This is a genomic window from Pseudooceanicola profundus, assembly GCF_054919315.1.
On sequence record NZ_CM142898.1, the window covers coordinates 655407 to 677895 of the forward strand.

The following is a 22489-nucleotide window of genomic DNA, read 5'->3' on the forward strand; positions in this document are numbered from 1 at the left end:
GGGGGCGCCACGGCGCCCCCTGCCCCGCTTCCTCTTCCTCCACGCTCGTATCAGGCGCCTCGCCGTGTCAGGCCGGGCCGTGGCAGGCTGGGCCGGACAAGAGCAGGTGACACTCCCATGGACCCCGACGCGCTGACACCGGAGCTTCTGCTCTACGGATACCAGTCCGGCGTCTTTCCCATGGCCGAAGGTCGCGACGATCCCGAAATCTTCTGGGTCGATCCCAAGCGGCGCGGCGTCTTTCCCCTCGACAGGTTCCACATCTCCCGCTCCCTCTCGCGGACGCTGCGACGCGATGACTACCGGGTGCGGATCGACACGGATTTCGCCGGCGTGATCGAGGCCTGCGCCGACCGGCCCGAGACTTGGATCAACGCCGAGATCGCGGAGCTCTACCAGAAACTGCACGAGATGGGTCATGCCCATTCACTGGAGGTCTATGACCTGGAGGACCGGCTCATCGGCGGGGTCTATGGCGTTGTGCTGGGGGCGGCCTACTTCGGAGAGAGCATGTTCTCCCGCCGCCGGGATGCCTCGAAGATCGCACTTGCGTGGCTTGTGGACCGGCTGCGCGCAGGGGGCTTCACGCTCTTCGACACGCAGTTCCTGACCAGTCATCTCGCCTCTCTCGGCGCGGTGGAGATCAGCCGCGCCGCCTACCGGCGGCAGCTGGCAGAGGCGCTGTCATACGAGGCAGAGTTCACGGGGCCGGGCCCCGCAAACGGTCAGGAGCTCTTGCAGCGCAGGACCCAAATGTCGTAGCGCGCGTGGTCCATGGCGTTGAGCGCCGGGGCCGAGGCCATCATCCAGCCCTCGAAAACCGTGTCGTCGGTCTTCTCCGGCTCGGTCACCGTGAGGAAGGCGAAGGCGTCACCCGCCTGGTTGCCTTCGGGGTAGCGGCATTCGCGCATCCGGATCACGAGGCCGCCCATGCGGGCCACGCCGCCGTTCTGGATGTCGATGTCGACCACGTTGCCGTTGATCTTGTCGAGGCCGCGCAGGATGGCGCCGGTGCCGGTGGTGGTGGCTTCCTGCACCTGCTGGGCCTGAAGCGGCAGCGCCGCCAGGCTGAAGGCTGCCACGAGGAGGGCGCGGATCATTCGCCGCCGCTCCCGCCGCCGGCCACGAATTTCATCAGCAGCGAGATCAGGCTGACGGAGCCCTGGGTGTCCACGATCTCGTCGCCCGCGGCGTAGTTGAAGGCCGAGGCGCCGGGCAGGATCTCGACGAAGTTGCCGCCGAGCAGCCCCTCGGAGGAGACCACGACCGAACTGTCGTCGGGCACTTCGATGCCGGTCGACATGGAGAAGGTGGTGACGGCGCGGAAGGTCTGCGGATCGAGGTCGATGCCGGTCACGGTGCCGACCTTGACGCCGGCAAGGCGCACATCGGTGCCGGTGCTGATCCCTTCCGCCGAGCGGAAGGAGGCGGTCAGCGGGTAGCTGCCCGAGGGCGCGGCAAGGCCGACGATCTGACCTGCGTAGAACAGGAAGCCCGCGGCGACCGCCACGACCAGACCGCCGACGACGATTTCTGTGGTGTTCTCGGACATGAGGCTCGCCTTATTCCGGCTGCCACGCCTCGTAATCGGCGCGCGGCGCGGGCTCCTTGCGGCGCAGCGACCCGGCGGGGGCGTAGGCCAGCGTGGTGCCGGTGAGGTTCTCGAGGTGGGGCTTTTCCCAGGACTTGTGCGCCAACGGCTTTTCGGTGGGCACCTCGTCGTAGGTGTGGTGCAGCCAGCCATGCCAGTCGGGGCTCACGCGGCTGGCCTCGGCCTCGCCGTTGTAGATGACCCAGCGGCGTTTGCCGTCGGACGTCTGGTAGAAGACATTGCCCTGATCGTCCTCGCCCACTTTCTGGCCGTGACGACGGGTGTAGAGCAGCGTGTTCAGCGTGGCGCCGTTCCACCAGGTAACGCCGCGCAGCAGGCCGTTGAGAATGCCCATGGAATGCCTCCTTCGATCTCCCTCCCGATATGGCGCAATCGGGGGCAAAGGTCCAGTCCCCGGGGACGTGGGAATCGTGCCCTCGCGCGGTTGTGCCGTGCCGTGGGCAGAGGATGAGTATTTGTAGAAAGATGAAGCCGGATGCCCCTGCCCTGCCGGTGTGTTCGGGAGCCCATCCGGTGGTCCGCGTGGGCGGAGGGGGCCTTCAGGAACGCGAAAGGCCGGGCACGGGGCCCGGCCTTGCTGTCTGTTGCGATCCGGAGATCAGGCGCTGGCGCCTTCCTTCTTGGCGTCGGCGTAGATCATCAGCGGCGCCGCGTCGGAGTTCACGGCCTCTTCGTTCACCACGACCTCTTCGACGCCTTCCATGCCGGGCAGGTCGAACATCGTGTCGAGGAGGATGTCCTCGAGAATCGACCGCAGGCCCCGGGCGCCGGTCTTGCGGGCGATGGCGCGTTTCGCGATCGCCAGCAGGGCGTCCTCGGTGAAGGTGAGCTGGGTATCCTCCAGTTCGAAGAGACGCTGGTACTGCTTGACCAGCGCGTTCTTCGGCTGGGTCAGGATGGTGACCAGCGCGTCCTCGTCGAGGTCTTCCAGAGTGGCGAGCACGGGCAGACGACCGACGAATTCCGGGATCAGGCCGAACTTCAGCAGGTCCTCGGGTTCGAGTTCCTTGAAGAGTTCGCCCACGCCGCGGTCGTCGTTGTCACGGACATCGGCGCCGAAGCCCATGGCCGAACCCTTGCCGCGCTGCGCGATGATCCGGTCGAGACCGGCAAAGGCGCCGCCGCAGATGAAGAGGATGTTGGTCGTGTCCACCTGCAGGAATTCCTGCTGCGGATGCTTCCGGCCGCCCTGCGGCGGGACGGAGGCCACGGTGCCTTCCATCAGCTTCAGCAGCGCCTGCTGCACGCCCTCGCCCGAAACGTCGCGGGTGATCGAGGGGTTTTCCGACTTGCGGGTGATCTTGTCGACCTCGTCGATGTAGACGATGCCGCGCTGCGCGCGTTCGACGTTGTACTCGCTCGCCTGAAGCAGCTTCAGGATGATGTTCTCCACGTCCTCGCCCACGTAACCGGCTTCGGTCAGCGTGGTGGCGTCGGCCATGGTGAAGGGCACGTCGAGAATGCGGGCCAGCGTCTGCGCCAGAAGGGTCTTGCCGCAGCCGGTCGGGCCGATCAGCAGTATGTTCGACTTCGACAGTTCGATGTCGCCGGACTTGGACGAATGGTTCAGACGCTTGTAGTGGTTGTGCACGGCAACGGAGAGAACACGCTTGGCGATCTTCTGGCCGATGACGTAATCATCCAGCACGCCGCAGATTTCCTGCGGGGTCGGCACGCCGTCAGAGCTCTTCAGGCCGGTGGCCTTGGTCTCTTCGCGGATGATGTCCATGCAGAGTTCGACACATTCGTCGCAAATGAACACGGTCGGCCCTGCAATCAGCTTGCGAACCTCGTGCTGGCTCTTCCCGCAGAAGCTGCAGTAGAGCGTGTTCTTGCTGTCGCCACCCGAATTGTTCGCCATTTTGCGCACCTTTCCCCCGGTTCCGGGGCCTTTGAGGGGCCGGCGTACCGCCCCTTCCGCCTGTTAAAGGACAGATTAGGACAGCACTACCGGCACCACAACGTCAAAAATGCGTCACAAACCCCTTCGTGACGCCGGGGCCGTCACTTGCCGTCGGTGTCCGGGCCCTTGTCCCGGCTCTCGACGATCTCGTCGATCAGGCCCCAATCCTTGGCCTCTTCGGCCGACATGAAGCGGTCCCGCTCCAGCGCATCGACCACGTCTTCGTAGGTCTGGCCGGTGTGCTTGACATAGATACGGTTGAGCCGCTCTTTCAGTTTCTTCGTGTGCTCGGCGTGGATCAGGATGTCCGTCGCCTGGCCCTGGTACCCGCCGGAGGGCTGGTGAACCATGATCTCGGAGTTGGGCAGCGAGAAGCGCATGCCCTCGGCCCCGCCGGCCAGCAGCAGCGAGCCCATGGACATGGCCTGACCGACCACGAGGGTCGAGACCTTGGGCTTGATGTACTGCATCGTGTCGTAGATCGACAGGCCCGCGGTCACGACACCGCCCGGGCTGTTGATGTACATGGAAATCTCTTTCGAGGGGTTCTCGGCTTCGAGGTGCAGCAGCTGCGCCACGATCAGCGAGGACATCCCGTCGTGCACCGGCCCGGAGAGGAAGATGATCCGCTCCTTCAGCAGGCGCGAGAAAATGTCGTAGGCCCGTTCGCCACGGCTGGTCTGCTCCACCACCATCGGCACGAGGTTGTTCATATAATGGTCAATAGGATCGCGCATTCTGGCCCCGCCTCATCTGGTTGCCTGACCCCTAGTGATCAGGTCCTGATAGAGTCTTAGTCACGCACCTGACCGGCTGCAAGGCCGGGCGGCGAAATCATGTGTCCATGGTGAACGCCGGGACAGGGGGAAGGCCGCGTCGCTATCCGCCGCTGCGCCAACGGAAAAGGGCGGCGCCGTCTGGGCGCCGCCCTTTCGTGCGGACGGGGGTGAAGGGGCAAAAGCCCCCCGCCGCGACACCGCCCGGCCCATGGGCCGGAGAAGGGCCGTAGAGGGGTCCGGCCCGCCACGGGGCGGACCGGGGCGCACCCCGCGTGGTTCAGCCGCCGTTGGCCTGCAGGTAGGCGATGACGGCGTCGATATCCGCGTCCTTCTTCAGGCCCGGGAAGGACATCTTGGTGCCCTTGAGGTGCTTTTTCGGGTTGGCGAGGAAGGCGTGCAGCTCGTCCATCGACCAGATCGTGCCCGAAGCGCCCATCTCGTCCATCGGCTTGGAGTAGCGGAAGCCATCCACCGCGGCGACGGTGCGCCCGACGATGCCGTTGAGCTCGGGCCCGGTGCGGTTCTTGGCCCCTGCGCCGACCTCGTGGCAGGCCTTGCACTTGCGGAACACCTTCTCGCCGTCCGCGACGAGGGCCGGGTCCGGCATGGACGCGGCGGCGGGTTCCGGCGTGGCCGGGGCTTCTGCGGCAGGCGCTTCGGCGGGCGTTTCGGCAGGCGCTTCGGCTGCGGCTTCGACCACCGGCTCGCTGCTGGCCTCCTCCGTGTCGGGCGTCACGTCCAGCACGGCGGCGCGCATGGTGATCTCGACCGTGTCCTTGCAGTCGGTCATGCAGGGCTCGCCCGAGAAGGCCGTGTATTCCGTCTCGGCCCGGTTATCGACGATGAACCCGTCGGTGTTGGGCAGGACGACGTCCGAGAAGGTCTCCTTCGACAGGGTGAAATCATCGCCCACGATGTCGTTGGAGTAGAGGATGTAGGCCGTGATGGCATAGACCTCGTCCGCGGTCAGGCTCTGCGCGTCGCCGAAGGGCATCGAGCGGTGCACGTAGTCCCAGACGGTTGAGAGATAGGGCCAGTAGCTGCCCACGGTCTTGAGCGGGTCCTTGTGATCGAGGGTGCCTTGACCGCCCGCCAGCTTTGGCCAGTTGCCCCGTCCCTCGGCGAAGTCACCGTGGCAGGAGGCGCAGCGTTCGGAGAAGACCTCGTCCCCGGTCCAGACATCGCCGGAGCCTTCCGGCAGGCCCAGACCGTCGGGGCGCACGTCGAGGTCCCAGGCCGCGATCTCTTCCGGCAGGGCGGGACGGCCCAGCCCCAGCGTCTCGGCCTGCACGGGCAGCGCAAGGCCACTGATCAGCAGCGCGGCAGCAAGCTTAGGAAACTTCGACATTTTCGGCCTCCCCGGTCGGTTTCACCCACCACGTCTGGATGCAATTGTTGTGATAGACCGAGTTCTCGCCACGCACCTCGCGCAGCTGGGTCTTTGTCGGCTGGACATAGCCGGTGTCGTCCATGGCGCGGGATTGCAGCAGCATCTCCTCGCCGTCCCAGGTGGTGTCGAGGTAGAAGCGGGTCAGCGCCATCTTCTCGCCGGGCTTGGCCAGACGGGCGGTTTCCCAGGTCTTGCCACCGTCCTTGGAGACATCGACCCGGGTGATCGCACCGCGACCCGACCACGCGAGGCCGGTGATCACCAGCGGCCCCTTGCCGTGGGTGATCGGCGATTGCGGACTGGGGGAGGTCACGACAGATTTCGCATCCATCACCCAGGTGAACTTGCGGCTGGTGCCGTCGGCCAGCGTGTCGGTGTACTTGGAGGTTTCCTCGCGGCTCTCCCAGGGCTGGTCGCCCACCTCGATCCGGCGGAGCCATTTGACCCACATGTTGCCTTCCCAGCCCGGCACCACGAGGCGCACGGGATAGCCGTGTTCCTTGCGCAGCGCCTCGCCGTTGGCCTTGAACGCCACCAGCACGTCGTCCAGCGCCTTTTCCATCGGGATCGAGCGGCCGTTGGAAGAGGCATCCGCGCCCTCGACATAGACCCACTTGCCCTCCGGCTGCACGCCCGCCTCTTCCAGCAGGGCGCGCAGGGGAACACCGGTATATTCCATGTTGTGGATCATGCCGTGGGTGAACTGGGCCCCGTTCAGCTGTGCGCCTGCCCACTCCATGCCGGTGTTGGCCGCGCATTCGCAGAAGTAGACGTGGTTTTCCCGGGGGAAGCGTTCGAGATCGGCATAGGTGAAGACCAGCGGCTGATCCACGAGGCCGTTGATCATCAGGCGGTAGTCTTCCTTGCGCAGCTCGATGGCGCCGGAATGGTGCCGCTCGAAGGCGCAGCCCTGCGGGGTGATCGTGCCGTCCAGCGCATGGATCGGGGTGAAGTTGATCGAGCTGATCGGGTCCGCCGTGAGCCATGGCACGTTGCGCCGGATCACGTCCGCCTCGTATTCGATCGGCAGCCCGTAGGGCGTGGCATCCACCCCGTCGCCCAGGCCCTGCGCCCAGGGTTGCACTTCCGTGATAAGCGGATCGGGTCCGGCGGCCCGTGCGGCCCCCGCGCCCAGAACCGCCGCCCCTGCCCCGCCAGCGGCGCCCTTCAGGAACGCCCGGCGGGAGGGACGCTTGCCCTTGGATGTCTCACTCATCTGGCTGACCTCCTCACTCTTTTACAAATCATCTCATTCATCATTGTGCATGTATAGGGCAAAAATTTTTGACAAACTCATGCCCGTGGGACCGCCCCGGCGGGCCGGGGCGGCCGGGATCAGGTACCCGTCACCGTGACGCTGTCACGGTCGATGGGTGGGACGGTGCCCAGCTTGGAGATGTGGCTTTCCACCACGTCCCAGATCTGCGGCCCCTCGGTGCCCTCGTTCACGCTGGCCCAGCCGGCAACGACGTAGGATTTGGCCGGGTCGATCGGCTCGCCGGTGGCCAGCAGGGTCATCTCGCTGATGCGTTCGCCCTGCGGTTTCGACACGTCGATCCGGTAGCCCATGCCCCCGATGCGCACCATGTCGCCGCCCTGCTGGTAGTAGGGATCGGGGTTGAAGATGTTGTCCGCCACGTCCTCGAGGATCACCTTGATGAACTCGCCCGTCATCTCGGAGCGGTAGGCCTTGCCGTAGCTCATGGAGGTGACATTGAAGATATCCTCGCGGATGATGTCCTGCCCCGGCACCAGCGAGGGGCCCCAGCGGACACCGGGCGACATGGCGATCTGCGCGTCCCGCTCGGAAAGCAGCGCATCGCAGATCAGGTCGTCCCATGTGCCGTTGAAGTTGCCCCGGCGATAGAGCAGCCCCTCGGTCTGGCCGATGACCTCGCTCATCTCGGCCTCGTAGGGCGCGCGCTGTTCGTCGATCAGCGCGGCGACCTCCGCGTCCGGGGTGATCACGTCCGAGAAGATCGGAATCAGCTTGTGGCGGAAGCCCATCATCCGGCCGTCGCGCACATCCAGATCGACGCGGGAGACGAACTTGCCGTTGGAGCCGGAGGCGATCAGGATCGTCTCGCCCACCAGCACCGGCTCGGGCAGCGCGTCATGGGTGTGGCCGGTGAGGATCACGTCGATCCCCTTCACCACGCCCGCCATCTTCTTGTCCACGTCGAAACCGTTGTGGCTGAGGCAGACAACCAGCTCGGCGCCCTGCGCGCGGACCTCGTCGACCATCTGCTGCATGTGCTCGTCCCGGATACCGAAGGAGTATTCCGGGAACATCCAGCCGGGGTTGGCGATCGGCATGTAGGGGAAGGCCTGCCCGATCACGGCAACCTTCACACCGCCGGTCTCGTAGAACTCGTAGGGCTTGAAGAGCTCGGCCGGCTCGTCCCATTCCGCGTCAAAGATGTTCTGGCCGAGGGCGGCTAAGGGCAGCCCCTCCACCAGCTCCTGCACCCGGGCCGAGCCGAGGGTGAATTCCCAGTGGAAGGTCATCGCGTCGGGCTTGAGCGCGTTCATCACGTTGACCATGTCCTGCCCCTCGGTCTTGAGGCAGGTGTAGGAGCCGTGCCAGGTATCGCCGCCGTCGAGGAGCAGAGCATCGGGCCGGTCGGCGCGGATGGCGTTGATCACGGTGGCCACGCGGTCCATGCCGCCGACCTTGCCGTACATCCCCGCCAGCGCCGCGAAATCCCCCGAGGAGAGCGCGTAATGCGAGGGCGAGCCGTCGTCGATGCCATAGAGCCTGCGGAAGTCGGCGCCGGTGACATGAGGCACCGCGCCCTTGTTGCCCCCCACCCCGAGGTTCACGGAGGGCTCGCGGAAATAGAGCGGCTTCAGCTGTGCGTGGATGTCGGTGACATGGATCAGCGAGACATTCCCGAAGGTGTCGAACTGCAGCAGCTGGTCCTGCGTCAGCGCCTGCTGCGCGGCCAGCCGGGACCAGCTGCCAAAGCCGGAGGCGCCCAGCAGGGCCGAGGCGGCCATGGAGACCTGAAGGAAATCGCGGCGGGAGATCATGGGAGGGGCTCCGTCGTAGGGCGTCTGGAAACAGGCGTCAGGATGCAGGGAACAGGTCCCCTCCCGCCGGGGCGGAAGGGGGTACTCGTTTCAGGCCGTACTCTGGCCAAGGACAGGTGTCAGTTGCGGACCGAGGGCCCCTCGACCGAGAGGCCGTTGCCACGGCTGGCGACGTAGAGTTCCAGCGCGTTGAACTCGGGGCTGCCGGGCTTGAAGGTCTCGGCGCGGGTGTCGCGCACGCAGCCCTTGAAGCGATCCTGCACCGCGTTCAGCTTGGCGTTCTTGAGGCGGTAGGCCGGGAAGCCGTTGATCTGGCCCTGGGACAGGTGGTCGGCGCGGATGTAGTTGCCGTAGTTGTCCTCGTGGCAATTCGCGCAGGCCAGTTCGAGCTGGCCGAAGCGGGTGTAGTAGATCTCCTTGCCCTTCTCCCAGGTTTCCTGGGCCGGGCCGTCGATCGCCACGTTCACGGGCATGCCGCGCGACTGGACCGAGATCAGCGCCTCCATGTTCACCATGTCGGACTTCACGATATCCCACGGCTCGGCGCCCATGCGGCTTTCACGGCAGGCGTTGATCTGCATGGCGAGGGTCCGGACCTCGCCGGCCTCCTCGTTCCACTTGGGATAGACCGCGCGGACCCCCTTCATGCTGACGGCGGGATCGTCGTGGCAGGAGGCACAGCTCTTGCCCTCGGTGCCATCGGGCGTGCCCCAGACATCCATGGCCTGATCGACGAAGATCATGCCCGGGTTGTCGAAGTCGTCCATCTGCAGTTGCTGCGTCTCGTCCGAGCGGTAGACCCAGCCGGAGGTGATCTCCGACAGGGCGCCGTCCAGATGCGCGGGCGCCTCGGTGCGCACGGTGATGTTGAGATCGCCGTTGATCACGAGGTCGGCGTTTTCGTCCGCGGCGAGGGGCGCGGCGAGCGCGAGGCCGCCGAGCAGCCCCAGCGTCGTGCCCCACGTCGCGCGGGTCAGCTTCGTTCTTGTCATGCGTTGCTCCTCCCTGAAAGTGCGGTGTCCCTCAGGACACCGTCACCGCGCTCGTATCCTCGTAGACAGACCCGTCGTCGTCGTACCAGGTGAACTTGAACTCGCCGCTCTCGGGAACCTTGGCTTCGAATTCGAAGTAGGGGTTCGTCGAGATCGCCGGCTCCATCGCGATGTCCACGACGCTCTCGCCGTTGAACTCGCAGGTGAAGCGATTGATGATGGACCGGGGGATCGGATTGCCGTTCCCGTCCTTGCGCTGACCGCTTTCCATCGGGTGGCTGATCAGGGTCTTGATCGTGACCACTTCGCCAGCGGATGCGGTTTTCGGGGCTTTCACCCGGGGTTTCACACCAGATGCCATTGTCTTGATCCTCTTTCCTGAGCTCAGCCGCCGCAGCCGCCGATGGTCACCTTGACGGTGCTGGAAGCCTTGGCAAAGCTGCCGTCGGCCATCTTGGCGATCGCCACCACGTCCTGCGTTCCTGCAAGACGGATGCGGGTCGAGGCATCCTGCGAGCCGGCGAGCGGGCCGAAGGTGAAGGTCGCCACACCCGGGGTCGGGTTGCCGGTGGCCAGCACCATGATCGCCGTCGCGCCGGGGGCCGAGACGCTGATCGGCACGGTGTTGCCGTTTTCCGCGATCTCGGGGGCGGTCAGGGTCAGGCCGGTGCCGGAGGTCTCCGCACCGCCGGTGAATTCGGCGATCTTGTCTTCCGCCGCCGCGTTCACACGGAAGGGAAGGATCGTCAGCGCGGCGGCGCCAAGGCCAAGGGCCAGCGTGTCGCGTCGGGTCATCTGCATAGTCATCTCCTCGTCGATCAGGCCGTCCGGATCACTCTTTGAGAGTGGTCAGGAAGGCGACAACATCCTCGATCTGCTGGGCGGTCAGCAGGGGCGGCAGCGGTTCGGTCCCGGCCTTGCCGGTGAAGGCATCCCCGGGGCGGATGTAGCCGCTGGTCTTGTAGAACGCCGGCATGATGGTGCCGTCGTAGGTTTTCTTGGCGTTCGCGACGATCCCGCGCAGTTCGGCCACGGACCAGCGGTCCGCCACACCGTCGAGCGGCGGGCCCACCTCGCCATGGAACGGGGCGCTTTCCAGTGCCGTCACCGCGTGGCAGGCCACGCAGTTGCCCAGGCCCCGGTTCGTCATGACCTTGGCGCCCTCTTCCGCGCTGCCCGCAGTCTCGGTCAGCGGCGCCTCGATCGCGCCGTAATCGTCGTAGACCACGTCGCTCGGGGCTACCTCCGCTGCCGCCAGGGACGTGGCCGCCCCCGCCGCCAGCACGAAGGCCATCGGCATCAACTTGCGTGTCATTTTTCCTCCCTCAGCTACCTTTTCGGTCGCGTCCTCGTGATCACCATATGCGGTGCGACAAACCCGCGCAACATCAAATTCAATAAGTCGAATTTACTTATGATTGCTGCGCCTGCGAAGGATTCACTTGGAAGATTGCCGTGCCTCGATCATCCGCGCGTGGTACTTCTGGAACGGCTCTTCGCCGGTATATCCTTCGTCCAGAACCCATGTGAGCAGGTCGAAGGTCGTGCCCTTCCCGAAGGCGCCGGGCATGGTGACGGCCGCGGCCCGCGCGGCAGACAGGCCCTCGGGCACCTCCTTGGGGAACATCATCATCGTCGGCGTGAACATCAGGCCCCACTTCCGGACCATCTCCTTCTCGGGCAGCGATTCCCCGTCGAAGTCCGTCACCTCCACGTCGCCGAACATGTTGATCTGGACGACGAAGTACTTGTCCATCAGCAGGCTCTCGATCTCGGGCTGGGGAAAGACCTCGTTGTGCATCTTGGTGCAGTAGATGCAGCCACGCTGCTCGACGATGACCATCAGGCGGCGGCCCTCGGCCTGGGCCTCGGCCTGGTCCTCGCGCAGGTCCTTGAAGGTGTCGCGCATCCAGGGTGCCTTGTGCAGCCCGTCGTCGCCCAGGGTGGCGGCGGCGGCACCGGTGGCCAGGGCCAGCACGGTGCCCATGGCGATCAGAACGTGTTTCATGGTCTCTCCTCCTCAGGGCCGCCCGCTTGCGGGGCGCAAGCAGGCCTCACCCGACGTTCAGGAAGCCGGGGAAGGTGCGGATCAGCCAGTCCGCGATCAGGTTGACGGTATTGGTGGCAATCAGCAGGGCGAAGAGGATCAGCATCACCCCCATCGCCTTCTCGACGTATCCCATGTAGCGGCGGTTGCGGCCGACCCAGGCCAGGAAGGGCCGCGCGAAGAGCGCCGCGATGACGAAGGGCGCGGTCATTCCCAGCCCGTAGACCAGCAGCAGCAGCGCCCCGCGCCACAGATCCCCCATGCCCGAGGCGATCATCAGGATCGAGGCCAGCGCCGGGCCGACGCAGGGCGTCCAGCCAAAGCCGAAGGCCAGCCCCATGACATAGGCGCCCAGCAGGCTCGTTGGCTCGGCCTTCGATTCGAGGCGGGCTTCGCGGTAGAGCAGCGGGATGCGCAGCACGCCGAGGAAATGCAGCCCGAAGAGGAGCAGGATCGCGGCCGCGACATAGGACAGCGGCTGCTTCCACTGGGCAAAGGCCTGCCCCAGCGCCGTCGCTCCCATCCCCAGCAGCACGAAGATCGAGGTCACGCCGAGGGCGAAGGCCACCGCCGACAGCACCAACCGCTTGCGCGCGCCGGGCGCGATATCCCCGTCGCCCTGCAACTCGGACATGGAGAGCCCGGCCATGTAGCACAGGTAGAAAGGCACCATCGGCAGAATGCAGGGGGTGAAGAAGGACAAAAGCCCGGCAAGCGCCGCGCCGACGTAAGAGATTTCCAGCACCAGGGCCTCCCTACCCTTGAGCCATAAACATATTCACATTAGATAGAACGTCAGCGGCTCGTCAATCCGCCGTGATGCGACGATGGCTGCGTTTGACGCCCACCCCGCCCGATGCCATGTCTGGCCCGACATCTTATGCCATGTCTCCGGCATGCCCCAGCCCCCGGGGCCAGCCCCGTTTCACAGGACACCGGCCCATGCGCCTTCTGCCCGCTTTCGCCCCTGCTCTGGTCCCCGCCTTCATCCTTGCCGCCAGCCTCCTGCCCGGGGCCGCTGCGGCGCTGGAGCTGATCATGGTCGAACGCCCCGGCTGCGCCTATTGCGCCGCATGGGACCGCACCATCGCGCCGATCTACCCCAAGACCGCCGCCGGAGAGAGCGCGCCGCTGGTGCGCATGGATATCTCTGAGCAACCGCCCGAAGGCGTCACCTTCACCCGGCCCGTGGTCTTCACCCCGACCTTCGTCCTCGTGGACGAGGGCGCCGAACTGGGCCGGATCGAGGGCTACCCGGGCGAGGACTTTTTCTGGGGCCTGCTCGAAAAGATGCTTTCCGAGCAGGTCGATACCGATAAAGCCGGCTAGCCGCTGGCCTCCCGCAGATTTTAGTATACTCTGTTTCGAAAGGGAAATTCTGGAAGTGACCCTCGCAATGCAGACCGGCGCCGCCCCGAAATCCGTCGAAGAGACGACCCTGCCCGCCTTCGACGAGAACCTCTCGGAGGCCGAAATGGACCGGATGGTGGACAACGCCACCCGGGCCTCGAACTTTCTGAAGGCGGTGAGCCACGAAGGCCGCCTGATGATCCTGTGCCACCTCGTCACCGGCGAGAAATCCGTGACCGAGCTGGAGAACCTGCTCTCGGCCCGGCAGGCCGCCGTATCGCAGCAGCTGTCGCGGCTGCGGCTGGAGGGCCTCGTGGTGCCCCGGCGCGAGGGCAAGGCCATCTATTACAGCCTCGCGGATGACAAGCCGAAGCGGGTTCTCGAACTCGTCTACGAGCTTTTCTGCGACTGAGAGACACCGGTCCCGCGCCGCCCGGGAGGGGGCGGCACCGGACCGGTGACTGACCGCGACCGCGTCGCGGACCACATGTCGGATGGGGAGGATCGGGCATGGACTTTCTGGCACTCGGAGAACCGGCGCTTGCCGCGCTGATCGGCCTTGCGGGCGGCGTGATGCTGGGCCTTGCCGCCCGGATGGGACGGTTCTGCACCCTCGGCGCGATCGAGGACCTGCTCTACGGCGGCTCCTCGAAACGGATGCGCATGTGGGGGCTGGCCATCGGCCTCTCCGTCGTGGGGGCCTTCGGCCTCATGGGCGCGGGCCTGTTCGTGCCCACGGAAACCTTCTACCTCTCGATCCGCTGGATGCCGGTGGCCGCAATCCTCGGCGGGCTGACCTTCGGCTATGGCATGGCGCTCGCGGGCAACTGCGGCTTCGGGGCGATCGCCCGGCTGGGCGGCGGCGACCTGCGCGCCTTCGTCATCGTGCTGGTCATGGGGCTGACCTCCTACCTCGTACTGCGCGGGCCGCTGGCCGGACTGCGCGACAGCCTCTTCCACCAGCTGCCCGTCACCCCCGGGGACCCGGTGCCAGGCATCGCCCACATGATCGCGGCCCGGACGGGGGCGCCGGTCTGGGCCACGGGCCTCGCCCTGGGCCTCGCGATCTGCGCGGGCGTGCTGGCCTCGCGCGACTTCCTGCGCGATGGCCGGGCGCTCTTCTGGTCGGCGGTGGTGGCGGCGGCGATCCTCACCGGCTGGGCCGGCACCAGCTGGATCGCGCACCACGGCTTTGCCGCCCTGCCCGTCGTCTCGCATTCCTTCTCGGCCCCGCTGGGGGAGACGCTGCTCTTTGCCATGACGGGCGCTGCAGCGGATCTCTCCTTCTCCGTGGGCTCCGTGGTGGGCGTGGCGCTCGGGGCCTTCGCGGGCTCGTTCAGCCAGGGCCGGTTCCGCTGGGAGGCCTGCGAGGATCCGCGCGAACTGCGCCGCCAGATCACCGGCGCGGCGCTCATGGGTGCAGGGGCCGTTGTTGCCATGGGGTGCACAATCGGCCAGGGCGTGTCCGCGTTTTCGGTGCTGGCCTGGTCCGCGCCGCTGACCTTCGCGGCGATCTTTGCCGGCGCGGCCCTCGGGCTGCGGCAGCTGATCACCGGTTTTCAGCCTGCGGAATAGGCAAACGCCCACTCCAGACGCCCGGAATATCGCCACCGCCGGTCACCTGACGTAAGCAGTCGCTTTTGACATGGTCCTGTCACCGCCCACCGGATAGCGAGGACAGACCACGAGCGGACCCTATTGTTATGATGTCAGAATTCAACCGTTACGCGATTTACTACGCTCCAGAACCGGGCCCGTTGGCCGAGTTCGGCGCTGCATGGCTGGGCTGGGACCTTCAGGAAGGCTGCGGCGTGACCCACCCCGAGATCGAAGACCTGCCGCGTGCCATCTCCGACCTGACGGCGACGCCGCGCAAGTACGGGCTGCATGGCACCATCAAGGCCCCGATCCGCCTGGCCGAGGGCCGCTCGCCCGAGCAGCTGGCCGACAGCGCCCGCAGGCTCTGCGCCGGTCTGGCCCCGGTCACCACCGGACCGCTGACGCTGCAGTGCATGAAGGGCTTCCTCGCCCTCGTGCCCACCGGTGACCTCGGACCGCTGTCCGCCCTTGCCGGCGCCTGCGTGGCCGGGCTCGACGCCTTTCGCGCCGCGCCCACCGAGGACGAGTTGGAGAAGCGCCGCAAGGCGCCCCTGACCCCTGCGCAGGAAGACAATCTGGCCCGCTGGGGCTACCCTTACGTGATGGATGACTTCACCTTCCATATCACCCTGACCGGCCGCCTGACCACGGGTGAGGCGGAGCGGACCAAGGAGGCGCTGGAAGACCATGTCGCCCCCTTCACCCGCCAGCCGTTCCGTATCTCATCGCTGGTCCTCGCGGGGGAGAACCCCTGGGGCCGGTTCCAGGCCATCGAGCGCTTCCCCCTCGGCCGCGGCTGAGAGGGACGCCAGCGCCAGGCGGGCCTCAGCCCGCCGGTGTCTCGCGCATCGGGCGGATCAGCCCCTCCTGCGCCACGTCGGCGATCAGCCGGCCGTCCTGCGTGAACACTCGTCCGCGCGAAAATCCACGCGCACCGCGCGCCCATGTGCTGTCGGTAGAGTAGAGAAGCCACTCATCCATGCGGAAAGGGCCATGCAACCATAGCGCGTGGTCAAGGCTGGCCATCTGGACGTCGCCCGCCGCGAAGGAGGCCCCGTGCGGGCGCACCGAGGCGCCGAGCAGCCCGAGGTCCGAGGTATAGGCGAGCGCAGCGCGGTGCAGGCCGGGATTGTCCGGCAGCCGATGCCGCGCGCGGACCCAGAAGTCCTGCCCTGCCCGGCCCGGCTCGGCGTTGAAGGCCAGCACGCCTTCGACCGGGCGCACCTCCAGCGGATGGTTTCTGGATAGGAAACGACTCACCCGCTCCGGAAGCTGATCGCCCAGCTCTTCCCCCAGTTCGACCTGGTTCTTCAGGGTCTCCGGCCCGGGCACGTCGGGCATTTCGTCCTGGTGGGTCCAGCCCTCTTCCTCGACGTGGAAGGAGGCGGCCATGTTCAGGATCGGCTTGCCGTTCTGGATCGCCACCACCCGCCGGGTCGAGAAGGAGCCGCCATCACGGTCCCGGTCCACCCGGTAGAGCACCGGCTGCGCCGCGTTGCCGGGACGCATGAAATAGGCGTGGAGCGAGTGGTTCGGGCGGCCGGGGTCGACCGTGTGGGTGGCGGACATCAGCGCCTGCGCGATCACCTGCCCGCCGAAGCTGCGGCCCTTGCCGCGCGGGGTGGCGATGCCGCGGTAGAAGTCCTCTTCCAGCCGCTCCACGTCGAGCACCGGAACCAGAAGGTCCTCTGCTGCCTCGTCCTGCTCTCCGGTCATCCGCGCCTCCGTCTCGTCTTCATGTTGGGTCCTGACTGATTGAGCGCCCGCGCCCGGCTTTGCAAGCCCCCACGACCCGCCACGCCCTCCCATGGCCCCATCGCCCGCGGAACGCGATGCCGCGGGTCTGCGTTGAAGAGGCAGCAAGGGAGAGCTGACATGAAGGCACAATCCAAGGCACAGCAACGCGCCGCCGGCGCCGCCCTCTCGGCCAAGCGGGGCGAGAGCAAGGTGAAGGACCTGCAGGGCGCCTCGAAGGACATGTACGAGACGATGACCGAGGCGGAGCTGGAGGAGATGGCCGGCACCGATCACGACGACCTGCCGCAGCGCACGGGCTAGGCGCCGGCCTCAGCCCTCCGGCTGGCGCTGCTCTGCGAAAGCGGAGGCCAGTTCACCATAGAGCGCCCGGCGCTCGTCCTCGCTGAGGAAGGCGCCGATCTCGACCGTGCGCCCATTGCCGGAAAGGGTGACATACCACGGTACCGGCCCGCCCTGCCGGTGCATCTCGGCCCGGGCCCAGTAGCTTTGTGCATCCCAATCCTGCTGCGATCCGTCGGGGTTCTCGCGGTGCAGCGTGATCCGCTCGGGCGTGATCTCCAGCAGCTCCTCGATCTCGGCCGAGCGGTAGGAGCGCCGCAGCCCGAACCAGAGGGCCCAGAGCGCCCCCAGCCCGAAGGGCAGCAGCCCCCAGAGGACAAGCGACCCCAGCACCCCGAAGAGCGGGATCAGCAGCAGCAGGAAGAAAAGCCCGATCACGAAGGCGAAGCCCCGCGGCGGCAGCGAGCGATAGGGCCAGAGCCGCAGACGGCGGCCCTCGGGCGTCTCGCTCCATTCATAGGGCATCGGCCCCTCCCCCGGTCAGTCGTGATCTGTCCTGAAATGCAAAGGCCCCGGCATCTCTGCCGGGGCCTCGCGTCGGTCTCGGATCAGGCCCGGCTCAATGCGCGTGGCCCTTGTCCCAGTCCTCCTGCTTGGGGAGGATTTCGAAGGTATGCTCCGGCGGCGGAGAGGGCAGAGTCCACTCCAGCGTATCGGCATATTCGTTCCAGTAGTTGTTCTCGGTCACCTTGGCGCCGCGGAACAGCGACCAGATGATCACCCCGAAGAAGAACACGAAGGACGCGAAGGACAGGAAGGCGCCCATCGAGGACCAGAAGTTCCAGGTGGCGAAAGCCTCCGGGTAGTCGATGTAACGGCGCGGCATGCCCTGACGGCCCAGGAAGTGCTGCGGGAAGAAGGTCAGGTTCGCGCCGATGAACATCGCCCAGAAGTGCAGCTTGCCTGCCCATTCCGGATATTGGCGGCCGGTCATCTTGCCGAAGTAGAAGTAGACGCCCGCGAAGATCGCGAAGACCGCGCCCAGCGACATCACGTAGTGGAAGTGCGCCACCACGTAGTAGGTGTCGTGGTAGGCCCGGTCGATGCCCGCCTGGCTCAGCACCACGCCGGTCACGCCGCCCACGGTAAAGAGGAACAGGAAGCCGAAGGCCCACAGCATCGGGGTCTTGAACTCCACCGAGCCGCCCCACATCGTGGCGATCCAGCTGAAGACCTTCACCCCTGTCGGCACCGCGATGACCATCGTTGCCAGCATGAAGTAGCTCTGCTGCGTCAGCGACATGCCCACCGTGTACATGTGGTGCGCCCAGACGACGAAGCCCAGGACACCGATCGCGATGATCGCCAGAACCATCGGCAGGTAGCCGAAGATCGGCTTGCGCGAGAAGGTGGCGATGACGTGGCTGATGATGCCGAAGCCGGGCAGGATGATGATGTACACTTCCGGGTGGCCGAAGAACCACAGGATATGCTGGTACAGGATCGGATCGCCGCCGCCCGAGGGCTGGAAGAACGTCGTGCCAAAGTTCCGGTCGGTCAGCAGCATGGTGATCGCGCCGGCCAGGACGGGCAGCGACAGAAGGATCAGCCACGCGGTGACGAAGACGGACCAGGCAAACAGCGGCACCTTGAACAGGGTCATGCCCGGGGCACGCATGTTCAGGAAGGTGGTGATGATGTTGATCGCACCCAGGATCGACGAGGCGCCCGAGACGTGCACCGCGAAGATCGCGAGGTCGGTCGAATAGCCTGCCTCGTTGGTCGAGAGCGGCGGGTAGAGCACCCAGCCGATGCCGGAGCCGAGCTGGTCATTGCCGCCGGGCGCGAAGAGCGAGGCGACGCCGAGGCCGACGCCCGCGACATACATCCAGTAGGACATGTTGTTCAGGCGCGGGAACGCCATGTCCGGCGCACCGATCTGCAGCGGCATGAAGTAGTTGCCGAAGCCCCCGAAGAGCGCCGGAATCACCACGAAGAACATCATCAGCACGCCGTGGTAGGTGATCATCACGTTCCACAGGTGACCGTTCGGCGTACACTCCCCTTCCGCCGCGGGCCACAGACGTGCGCCTTCGAGGCACATGAACTGCACGCCCGGATGCATAAGCTCCATCCGCATGTAAACGGTGAACAGCACCGAGATCAGACCGACGACAGCCGCCGTGATCAAGTACAGGATGCCGATGTCTTTGTGGTTCGTCGACATGAACCAGCGGGTGAAGAACCCCCGCGCGTCATGATGTTCGTGGCCATGAATGGCTGCGTCCGCCATGCCCTTGCCTCCTCTGGTGTGACTGGACGTACCGCGGGAGTCTCCCCGGAAAGCCCGCGCAATTATGCCGTTTTTAGAATGACTCCGGTTTCACAAGCAATGGGCCGGTTTGATCGAGATCAAATTATTTTGTCGCACCCCCCCTTGCAGTCGGCACCGCAGCGCCGCGCGTCCGGCCTGAAACGCGCAGGAGCCGCCCGGCATCCGCCGGACGGCCCCCGTCTCGTCCCGGTTGCAGCGGACAGGCCCCTTGCAGGCCTCGCCGCGCGGTGACGATCATCTGGTGCGGATCACTCTGTGAAGGTCGCGAGGTAAGCCGCGATGTCCTCGCCGCCCTTGGGCAGCTTGAAGGTCATCTTGGACTTGGCGCCGCTGTCGCCGAGATACTCCTGCAGGAAGCCGCGCGGGTCTGCCACGTAGGCCACGATGGTCTCCTCGTCCCAGACCAGGCCCTTCTCGCCCGCCGCGACCAGATCGGGCCCGTACTTGAACCCGTCGTGGGTGCCGGCGGTGCGGCCGATCACACCGTGCAGGTCCGGGCCGGTGCGGCCGCCCTTCACGGCGCCCTCGATCGAGTGGCAGGCCTTGCACTTGCGGAAGTCCTTCTCGCCCGCCCCCGCATCGCCGGCAAGGGCCGGGGCGGTCATCAGGGCAAGGGCGGCAAGAACCGAAAGGGGCTTGGTGGCGGTCATGGCTGTTCTCCAGAGTCTTTGCGCGCGTTTGCACCGGCATACCGCAGGAGCGGGATCGGCCATAGGATTTTATCCCTGCGGCAGCGCTGAAGAATTGTCGCAGGCCCCGCGATCCGCCGACTGGGCCGTCCCTTTGCGGGTACCACGGGTCCCCACAGGGCCGCACCGGATCAGCCGGCGCAGACCGGCCCGTCCGCCGCCTCGTCGAAGACCGCATCGAAGCTCTTGCGCAGCGCCACGTCGAGGTCGTCCATCGTCACCGGCAGGCCGAGGTCCACGAGGCTGGTCACCCCGTGGCCGGAGATGCCGCAGGGCACGATGCCGCCGAAATGCTCCAGCTCCGGCTCCACGTTGATCGAGATGCCATGGAAGCTGACCCACCTGCGCAGCCGGATGCCGATGGCGGCGATCTTGTCCTCGCGCATCGTGCCGTCGGGCAGCGCGGGCTTGTCGGGCCGGGCAATCCAGACGCCGACCCTGCCCTGCCGGATCTCGCCACGCAGGTTGAACTGGTCCAGCGTCTCGATCACCCAGCGTTCCAGTTGCCGCACGAAGCAGCGCACGTCGCGCCCGCGCCGGTTCAGGTCCAGCATGACATAGACCACCCGCTGCCCCGGCCCGTGGTAGGTGTACTGGCCGCCGCGCTTCGTCTCGTAGACCGGGAAGCGATCGGCGGCGAGCAGGTCCTTGCTGTCTGCCGAGGTGCCCGCGGTGTAGAGCGGCGGGTGCTCCACCAGCCAGACCAGTTCCTCGGCCTCGCCCCGGGCGATGGCCTCGGCCCGCGCTTCCATGGTGGAAACGGCTGTTTCGTAGTCGGTCAGCCCGGGTGAGATGAGCCATTCCATTTTTATGGGATTTCCTACCTGTGCCGGGCCAGAAATGCATGACGCAACGGAAACGCCACGCTACACTGCCCGCATCGAATTTCAGTTCAGTATTACATATAGGAGAAGTTTGAGATGATCTCCAAGTCCCTGAAGGTGGCCCTTGCCGCCGGGATGGTCACCGCGGCCCCGATCCAGTCCGCCGCAAGTGACCTTGGCGCGGCGCTTGTGGGTGGCATTATCGGCGGCGCCATCATGAGCGGCGCAGCCCAGAACAAGCAGAAACAGCGGACCTATTCCAAGCCGCGCACGTCGACTGCGAACACCGCAGCCCGGCAGGCCAACCGCGAGACCCAGACCTCGCTCAACTACTTCGGTTTCAATGCCGGCACGCCCGATGGCGTGATGGGCTCGCGCTCGCGCTCGGCGATCTCGCAGTATCAGGCCTACATGTCCTTCCCGGTGACCGGCCAGCTGACGCCCTTCGAGCGCGATCACCTCGTCACCTCCTACAACCGCGCCCAGATCGGCGGCCCCGAGGTGATGACCGCGACGCAACGCCACCCCGACGGTGCGCGCAGCCTGCTGGTGGCCTGGCGCGACCAGAAGTTCGGCACGCCCGGCCGCTCGACCGGGGTCGGCTATGCCGGTCTGCCGATCGAGGTCTCCGAGGCCATCGACGAGATCGCCGACAGCACCGAACCTTCCGCGGAACAGCTGCTGCAGCGCACCGGCTTCATCCAGATGGCCGACCTGAACGGCGACGGGCGCAACGATTACGTCATCGATACCGCCGTGACCGGCTCGAACTACTGGTGCGGCCAGTCGCAGTGCTCGACGCTGGTCTTCACCTCCAAGCACGACGGCTACCAGCGGCACGATTTCCAGTATCGCCGCAATGGCACGCTCACCAACACCGTCAGCACGGCAATGTTCGCCTGTGACCGCATGGGCTGCGAGATCAACGATCCGCTGAACGGGGGCACCACCATGGCCGCCGCGCCAGCCGCACCGATGCCGCAGGCGCAACCCTCGGCCCCGTCGTCGGGCACCGTGATGGCCAGCCAGCCCGCGCCCGCCGCCCCTGCCCCGCAGCCGCTTCCGGTGGCCGGCGGTGGCGCCCTGGCCCCGCTGCCCTTCGCCGCGCCGGCCGCGGCCGCGCAGCCCTCGCTGGCCTCCTACTGCTCCAAGGTCAGCCTGCTGACCAACTCCAACGGCGGCTACACCACGCTGGCCACCATGGCCGACCCCGAGCTTGCCCTGTCCGAGCAGTTCTGTCTGTCGCGCACCTATTCCATCGCCAAGGGCGAAGAGATGGTCAGCCAGGTGCAGGGCCTGACCACCGACCAGATCGACGCACAATGTGATGCCTTCGGCGCCGGTCTTGCCAGCTACGTCTCGATGCTGGACGGCACCGATGCCGGCCAGGTCACGGCGCAGGTGCAGAAATTCGTCCTCGACAGCAACATGACGCTGGAACAGGCCCGCCAGACCGGCGCGATCTGCCTCTACACCGGCTATCGCCGCGACAAGATGGACGTGGCGCTCGGCTCTGCCCTGCTGCTGGTCGGCGCAGGATCGACGCCCTACGCCGAGCTCATCGGCCACCACCTGAGCCAGGGCTTTGGCACCGGCGAATCCCCCGCGCTCGCGCAGGGCTGGTACAAGGCCGCCGTCACCGCGCTGAACAACGGTGCCGAGGCGGTCTTTGCCCCCGGCCAGACCGACCGCGCCCAGCTGATCGACGCCGCTGCCACCGGGCTCACCGCGCCCATGGCCGCACCCGAGGCAGCAACGCCGCAGGCCACTGCCCTGCCGACGTTCACGCTGAAATAAGGGCATCACGCGGTGCATCTCCGGGCCCCGCCCCGGCCCGCCACAGCCCCCACGGCCGCCCCCTTCGGGCGGCCGTTTCAGTTGACGTAAGGGACTTGGCCC

26 protein-coding genes are annotated in these 22489 nt (G+C 66.4%); 7 read left to right on the forward strand and 19 right to left on the reverse strand.

Features of this window, described 5'->3' with window-relative positions:
• Positions 1-117: 117 nt before the first annotated feature.
• Positions 118-762 carry a leucyl/phenylalanyl-tRNA--protein transferase gene (aat, locus tag ACX9MO_RS02925; protein ID WP_462213489.1) on the forward strand — a complete coding sequence of 215 codons (645 nt, stop codon included), beginning with the start codon at positions 118-120 and terminating at the stop codon, positions 760-762.
• Here aat and ACX9MO_RS02930 read toward each other — a convergent pair.
• The 14 genes from ACX9MO_RS02930 to ACX9MO_RS02995 form a co-directional block, all read right to left on the reverse strand.
• Complete coding sequence (locus ACX9MO_RS02930) at positions 726-1100, reverse strand: DUF2155 domain-containing protein (protein ID WP_462213490.1); 375 nt, start codon at positions 1098-1100, stop codon at positions 726-728. The two genes, aat and ACX9MO_RS02930, sit on opposite strands and share 37 nt — an antisense overlap.
• Entirely contained in the window at positions 1097-1552 is a 456-nt protein-coding gene (gene mlaD, locus ACX9MO_RS02935; protein ID WP_462213491.1) for an outer membrane lipid asymmetry maintenance protein MlaD, read from the reverse strand. The genes ACX9MO_RS02930 and mlaD overlap by 4 nt, the downstream gene beginning before the upstream one ends.
• Positions 1553-1562: 10 nt before the next feature.
• Positions 1563-1946: an NADH:ubiquinone oxidoreductase subunit NDUFA12 gene (locus tag ACX9MO_RS02940; RefSeq protein ID WP_222492365.1), complete on the reverse strand. Its 384-nt coding sequence runs from the start codon at positions 1944-1946 to the stop codon at positions 1563-1565.
• A gap of 264 nt (positions 1947-2210) precedes the next feature.
• A complete protein-coding gene (clpX, locus tag ACX9MO_RS02945) occupies positions 2211-3473 on the reverse strand; it encodes an ATP-dependent Clp protease ATP-binding subunit ClpX (protein ID WP_222492363.1) in 1263 nt (420 codons plus the stop codon).
• 143 nt (positions 3474-3616) lie between these two features.
• Complete coding sequence (locus ACX9MO_RS02950) at positions 3617-4252, reverse strand: ATP-dependent Clp protease proteolytic subunit (RefSeq protein ID WP_222492361.1); 636 nt, start codon at positions 4250-4252, stop codon at positions 3617-3619.
• A 319-nt stretch (positions 4253-4571) separates the two neighbouring features.
• Complete coding sequence (locus ACX9MO_RS02955; protein ID WP_462213492.1) at positions 4572-5642, reverse strand: c-type cytochrome; 1071 nt, start codon at positions 5640-5642, stop codon at positions 4572-4574.
• On the reverse strand, positions 5626-6900 hold the full coding sequence (soxC, locus tag ACX9MO_RS02960; protein WP_222492357.1) for a sulfite dehydrogenase: 1275 nt from the start codon (positions 6898-6900) through the stop codon (positions 5626-5628). Before soxC ends, ACX9MO_RS02955 begins: the two co-directional genes overlap by 17 nt.
• Before the next feature lie 119 nt (positions 6901-7019).
• Positions 7020-8717: a thiosulfohydrolase SoxB gene (gene soxB, locus ACX9MO_RS02965; RefSeq protein WP_462213493.1), complete on the reverse strand. Its 1698-nt coding sequence runs from the start codon at positions 8715-8717 to the stop codon at positions 7020-7022.
• Positions 8718-8836: 119 nt separating this feature from the next.
• Positions 8837-9709, reverse strand: a complete 873-nt coding sequence (gene soxA, locus ACX9MO_RS02970; protein WP_462213494.1) for a sulfur oxidation c-type cytochrome SoxA — start codon at positions 9707-9709, stop codon at positions 8837-8839.
• A gap of 31 nt (positions 9710-9740) precedes the next feature.
• Entirely contained in the window at positions 9741-10070 is a 330-nt protein-coding gene (gene soxZ, locus ACX9MO_RS02975; protein ID WP_222492351.1) for a thiosulfate oxidation carrier complex protein SoxZ, read from the reverse strand.
• A 23-nt stretch (positions 10071-10093) separates the two neighbouring features.
• Positions 10094-10510, reverse strand: coding sequence for a thiosulfate oxidation carrier protein SoxY (soxY, locus tag ACX9MO_RS02980; RefSeq protein WP_462213495.1), 417 nt, complete (start codon positions 10508-10510; stop codon positions 10094-10096).
• 31 nt (positions 10511-10541) lie between these two features.
• A complete protein-coding gene (gene soxX, locus ACX9MO_RS02985) occupies positions 10542-11024 on the reverse strand; it encodes a sulfur oxidation c-type cytochrome SoxX (RefSeq protein WP_222492347.1) in 483 nt (160 codons plus the stop codon).
• Between the two features lie 123 nt (positions 11025-11147).
• Entirely contained in the window at positions 11148-11717 is a 570-nt protein-coding gene (locus ACX9MO_RS02990; RefSeq protein WP_462213496.1) for a SoxW family protein, read from the reverse strand.
• 46 nt (positions 11718-11763) lie between these two features.
• The gene (locus ACX9MO_RS02995; RefSeq protein ID WP_222492345.1) at positions 11764-12501 is read right to left on the reverse strand and encodes a cytochrome c biogenesis CcdA family protein; all 738 of its coding nucleotides are present in this window, start codon (positions 12499-12501) and stop codon (positions 11764-11766) included.
• A 197-nt stretch (positions 12502-12698) separates the two neighbouring features.
• On the opposite strand from ACX9MO_RS02995, the gene ACX9MO_RS03000 reads away from it, so the two are divergent.
• The 4 genes from ACX9MO_RS03000 to ACX9MO_RS03015 all read left to right on the forward strand — a co-directional run bounded on the left by ACX9MO_RS03000 (position 12699) and on the right by ACX9MO_RS03015 (position 15505).
• Entirely contained in the window at positions 12699-13085 is a 387-nt protein-coding gene (locus ACX9MO_RS03000; RefSeq protein ID WP_462213497.1) for a thioredoxin family protein, read from the forward strand.
• Between the two features lie 145 nt (positions 13086-13230).
• Positions 13231-13518, forward strand: a complete 288-nt coding sequence (locus ACX9MO_RS03005; RefSeq protein ID WP_224819885.1) for an ArsR/SmtB family transcription factor — start codon at positions 13231-13233, stop codon at positions 13516-13518.
• A gap of 98 nt (positions 13519-13616) precedes the next feature.
• On the forward strand, positions 13617-14681 hold the full coding sequence (locus ACX9MO_RS03010) for a YeeE/YedE family protein (RefSeq protein WP_222492343.1): 1065 nt from the start codon (positions 13617-13619) through the stop codon (positions 14679-14681).
• Between the two features lie 131 nt (positions 14682-14812).
• Positions 14813-15505, forward strand: coding sequence for a DUF1045 domain-containing protein (locus ACX9MO_RS03015; RefSeq protein WP_462213498.1), 693 nt, complete (start codon positions 14813-14815; stop codon positions 15503-15505).
• A gap of 25 nt (positions 15506-15530) precedes the next feature.
• Here ACX9MO_RS03015 and ACX9MO_RS03020 read toward each other — a convergent pair whose 3' ends face one another.
• The gene (locus tag ACX9MO_RS03020) at positions 15531-16421 is read right to left on the reverse strand and encodes an acyl-CoA thioesterase (protein WP_222492341.1); all 891 of its coding nucleotides are present in this window, start codon (positions 16419-16421) and stop codon (positions 15531-15533) included.
• A 159-nt stretch (positions 16422-16580) separates the two neighbouring features.
• Here ACX9MO_RS03020 and ACX9MO_RS03025 point away from each other — a divergent pair, with 159 nt between their 5' ends.
• Entirely contained in the window at positions 16581-16763 is a 183-nt protein-coding gene (locus ACX9MO_RS03025; protein ID WP_462213499.1) for a DUF3008 family protein, read from the forward strand.
• A 9-nt stretch (positions 16764-16772) separates the two neighbouring features.
• Here ACX9MO_RS03025 and ACX9MO_RS03030 read toward each other — a convergent pair whose 3' ends face one another.
• From ACX9MO_RS03030 to lipB, 4 genes are all read right to left on the reverse strand, one after another.
• A complete protein-coding gene (locus tag ACX9MO_RS03030) occupies positions 16773-17267 on the reverse strand; it encodes a DUF2244 domain-containing protein (RefSeq protein ID WP_462213500.1) in 495 nt (164 codons plus the stop codon).
• A gap of 94 nt (positions 17268-17361) precedes the next feature.
• The gene (ctaD, locus tag ACX9MO_RS03035; protein ID WP_462213501.1) at positions 17362-19035 is read right to left on the reverse strand and encodes a cytochrome c oxidase subunit I; all 1674 of its coding nucleotides are present in this window, start codon (positions 19033-19035) and stop codon (positions 17362-17364) included.
• 290 nt (positions 19036-19325) lie between these two features.
• Entirely contained in the window at positions 19326-19727 is a 402-nt protein-coding gene (locus ACX9MO_RS03040) for a c-type cytochrome (RefSeq protein WP_462213502.1), read from the reverse strand.
• Positions 19728-19897: 170 nt separating this feature from the next.
• Positions 19898-20572 carry a lipoyl(octanoyl) transferase LipB gene (gene lipB / locus ACX9MO_RS03045; RefSeq protein WP_462213503.1) on the reverse strand — a complete coding sequence of 225 codons (675 nt, stop codon included), beginning with the start codon at positions 20570-20572 and terminating at the stop codon, positions 19898-19900.
• Positions 20573-20686: 114 nt separating this feature from the next.
• Here lipB and ACX9MO_RS03050 point away from each other — a divergent pair, with 114 nt between their 5' ends.
• Entirely contained in the window at positions 20687-22387 is a 1701-nt protein-coding gene (locus tag ACX9MO_RS03050) for a peptidoglycan-binding domain-containing protein (RefSeq protein WP_462213504.1), read from the forward strand.
• Positions 22388-22489: the final 102 nt, after the last annotated feature.

Excerpts from the sequence above, each read along its gene's own strand:
- aat (WP_462213489.1), top strand. The coding sequence starts at position 118 with ATGGACCCCGACGCGCTGACACCGGAGCTTCTGCTCTACGGATACCAG.
- ACX9MO_RS02930 (WP_462213490.1), bottom strand. The coding sequence starts at position 1,100 with ATGATCCGCGCCCTCCTCGTGGCAGCCTTCAGCCTGGCGGCGCTGCCG.
- mlaD (WP_462213491.1), bottom strand. The coding sequence starts at position 1,552 with ATGTCCGAGAACACCACAGAAATCGTCGTCGGCGGTCTGGTCGTGGCG.
- ACX9MO_RS02940 (WP_222492365.1), bottom strand. The coding sequence starts at position 1,946 with ATGGGCATTCTCAACGGCCTGCTGCGCGGCGTTACCTGGTGGAACGGC.
- clpX (WP_222492363.1), bottom strand. The coding sequence starts at position 3,473 with ATGGCGAACAATTCGGGTGGCGACAGCAAGAACACGCTCTACTGCAGC.
- ACX9MO_RS02950 (WP_222492361.1), bottom strand. The coding sequence starts at position 4,252 with ATGCGCGATCCTATTGACCATTATATGAACAACCTCGTGCCGATGGTG.
- ACX9MO_RS02955 (WP_462213492.1), bottom strand. The coding sequence starts at position 5,642 with ATGTCGAAGTTTCCTAAGCTTGCTGCCGCGCTGCTGATCAGTGGCCTT.
- soxC (WP_222492357.1), bottom strand. The coding sequence starts at position 6,900 with ATGAGTGAGACATCCAAGGGCAAGCGTCCCTCCCGCCGGGCGTTCCTG.
- soxB (WP_462213493.1), bottom strand. The coding sequence starts at position 8,717 with ATGATCTCCCGCCGCGATTTCCTTCAGGTCTCCATGGCCGCCTCGGCC.
- soxA (WP_462213494.1), bottom strand. The coding sequence starts at position 9,709 with ATGACAAGAACGAAGCTGACCCGCGCGACGTGGGGCACGACGCTGGGG.
- soxZ (WP_222492351.1), bottom strand. The coding sequence starts at position 10,070 with ATGGCATCTGGTGTGAAACCCCGGGTGAAAGCCCCGAAAACCGCATCC.
- soxY (WP_462213495.1), bottom strand. The coding sequence starts at position 10,510 with ATGCAGATGACCCGACGCGACACGCTGGCCCTTGGCCTTGGCGCCGCC.
- soxX (WP_222492347.1), bottom strand. The coding sequence starts at position 11,024 with ATGACACGCAAGTTGATGCCGATGGCCTTCGTGCTGGCGGCGGGGGCG.
- ACX9MO_RS02990 (WP_462213496.1), bottom strand. The coding sequence starts at position 11,717 with ATGAAACACGTTCTGATCGCCATGGGCACCGTGCTGGCCCTGGCCACC.
- ACX9MO_RS03000 (WP_462213497.1), top strand. The coding sequence starts at position 12,699 with ATGCGCCTTCTGCCCGCTTTCGCCCCTGCTCTGGTCCCCGCCTTCATC.
- ACX9MO_RS03005 (WP_224819885.1), top strand. The coding sequence starts at position 13,231 with ATGGACCGGATGGTGGACAACGCCACCCGGGCCTCGAACTTTCTGAAG.
- ACX9MO_RS03010 (WP_222492343.1), top strand. The coding sequence starts at position 13,617 with ATGGACTTTCTGGCACTCGGAGAACCGGCGCTTGCCGCGCTGATCGGC.
- ACX9MO_RS03015 (WP_462213498.1), top strand. The coding sequence starts at position 14,813 with ATGTCAGAATTCAACCGTTACGCGATTTACTACGCTCCAGAACCGGGC.
- ACX9MO_RS03020 (WP_222492341.1), bottom strand. The coding sequence starts at position 16,421 with ATGACCGGAGAGCAGGACGAGGCAGCAGAGGACCTTCTGGTTCCGGTG.
- ACX9MO_RS03025 (WP_462213499.1), top strand. The coding sequence starts at position 16,581 with ATGAAGGCACAATCCAAGGCACAGCAACGCGCCGCCGGCGCCGCCCTC.
- ACX9MO_RS03030 (WP_462213500.1), bottom strand. The coding sequence starts at position 17,267 with ATGCCCTATGAATGGAGCGAGACGCCCGAGGGCCGCCGTCTGCGGCTC.
- ctaD (WP_462213501.1), bottom strand. The coding sequence starts at position 19,035 with ATGGCGGACGCAGCCATTCATGGCCACGAACATCATGACGCGCGGGGG.
- ACX9MO_RS03040 (WP_462213502.1), bottom strand. The coding sequence starts at position 19,727 with ATGACCGCCACCAAGCCCCTTTCGGTTCTTGCCGCCCTTGCCCTGATG.
- lipB (WP_462213503.1), bottom strand. The coding sequence starts at position 20,572 with ATGGAATGGCTCATCTCACCCGGGCTGACCGACTACGAAACAGCCGTT.
- ACX9MO_RS03050 (WP_462213504.1), top strand. The coding sequence starts at position 20,687 with ATGATCTCCAAGTCCCTGAAGGTGGCCCTTGCCGCCGGGATGGTCACC.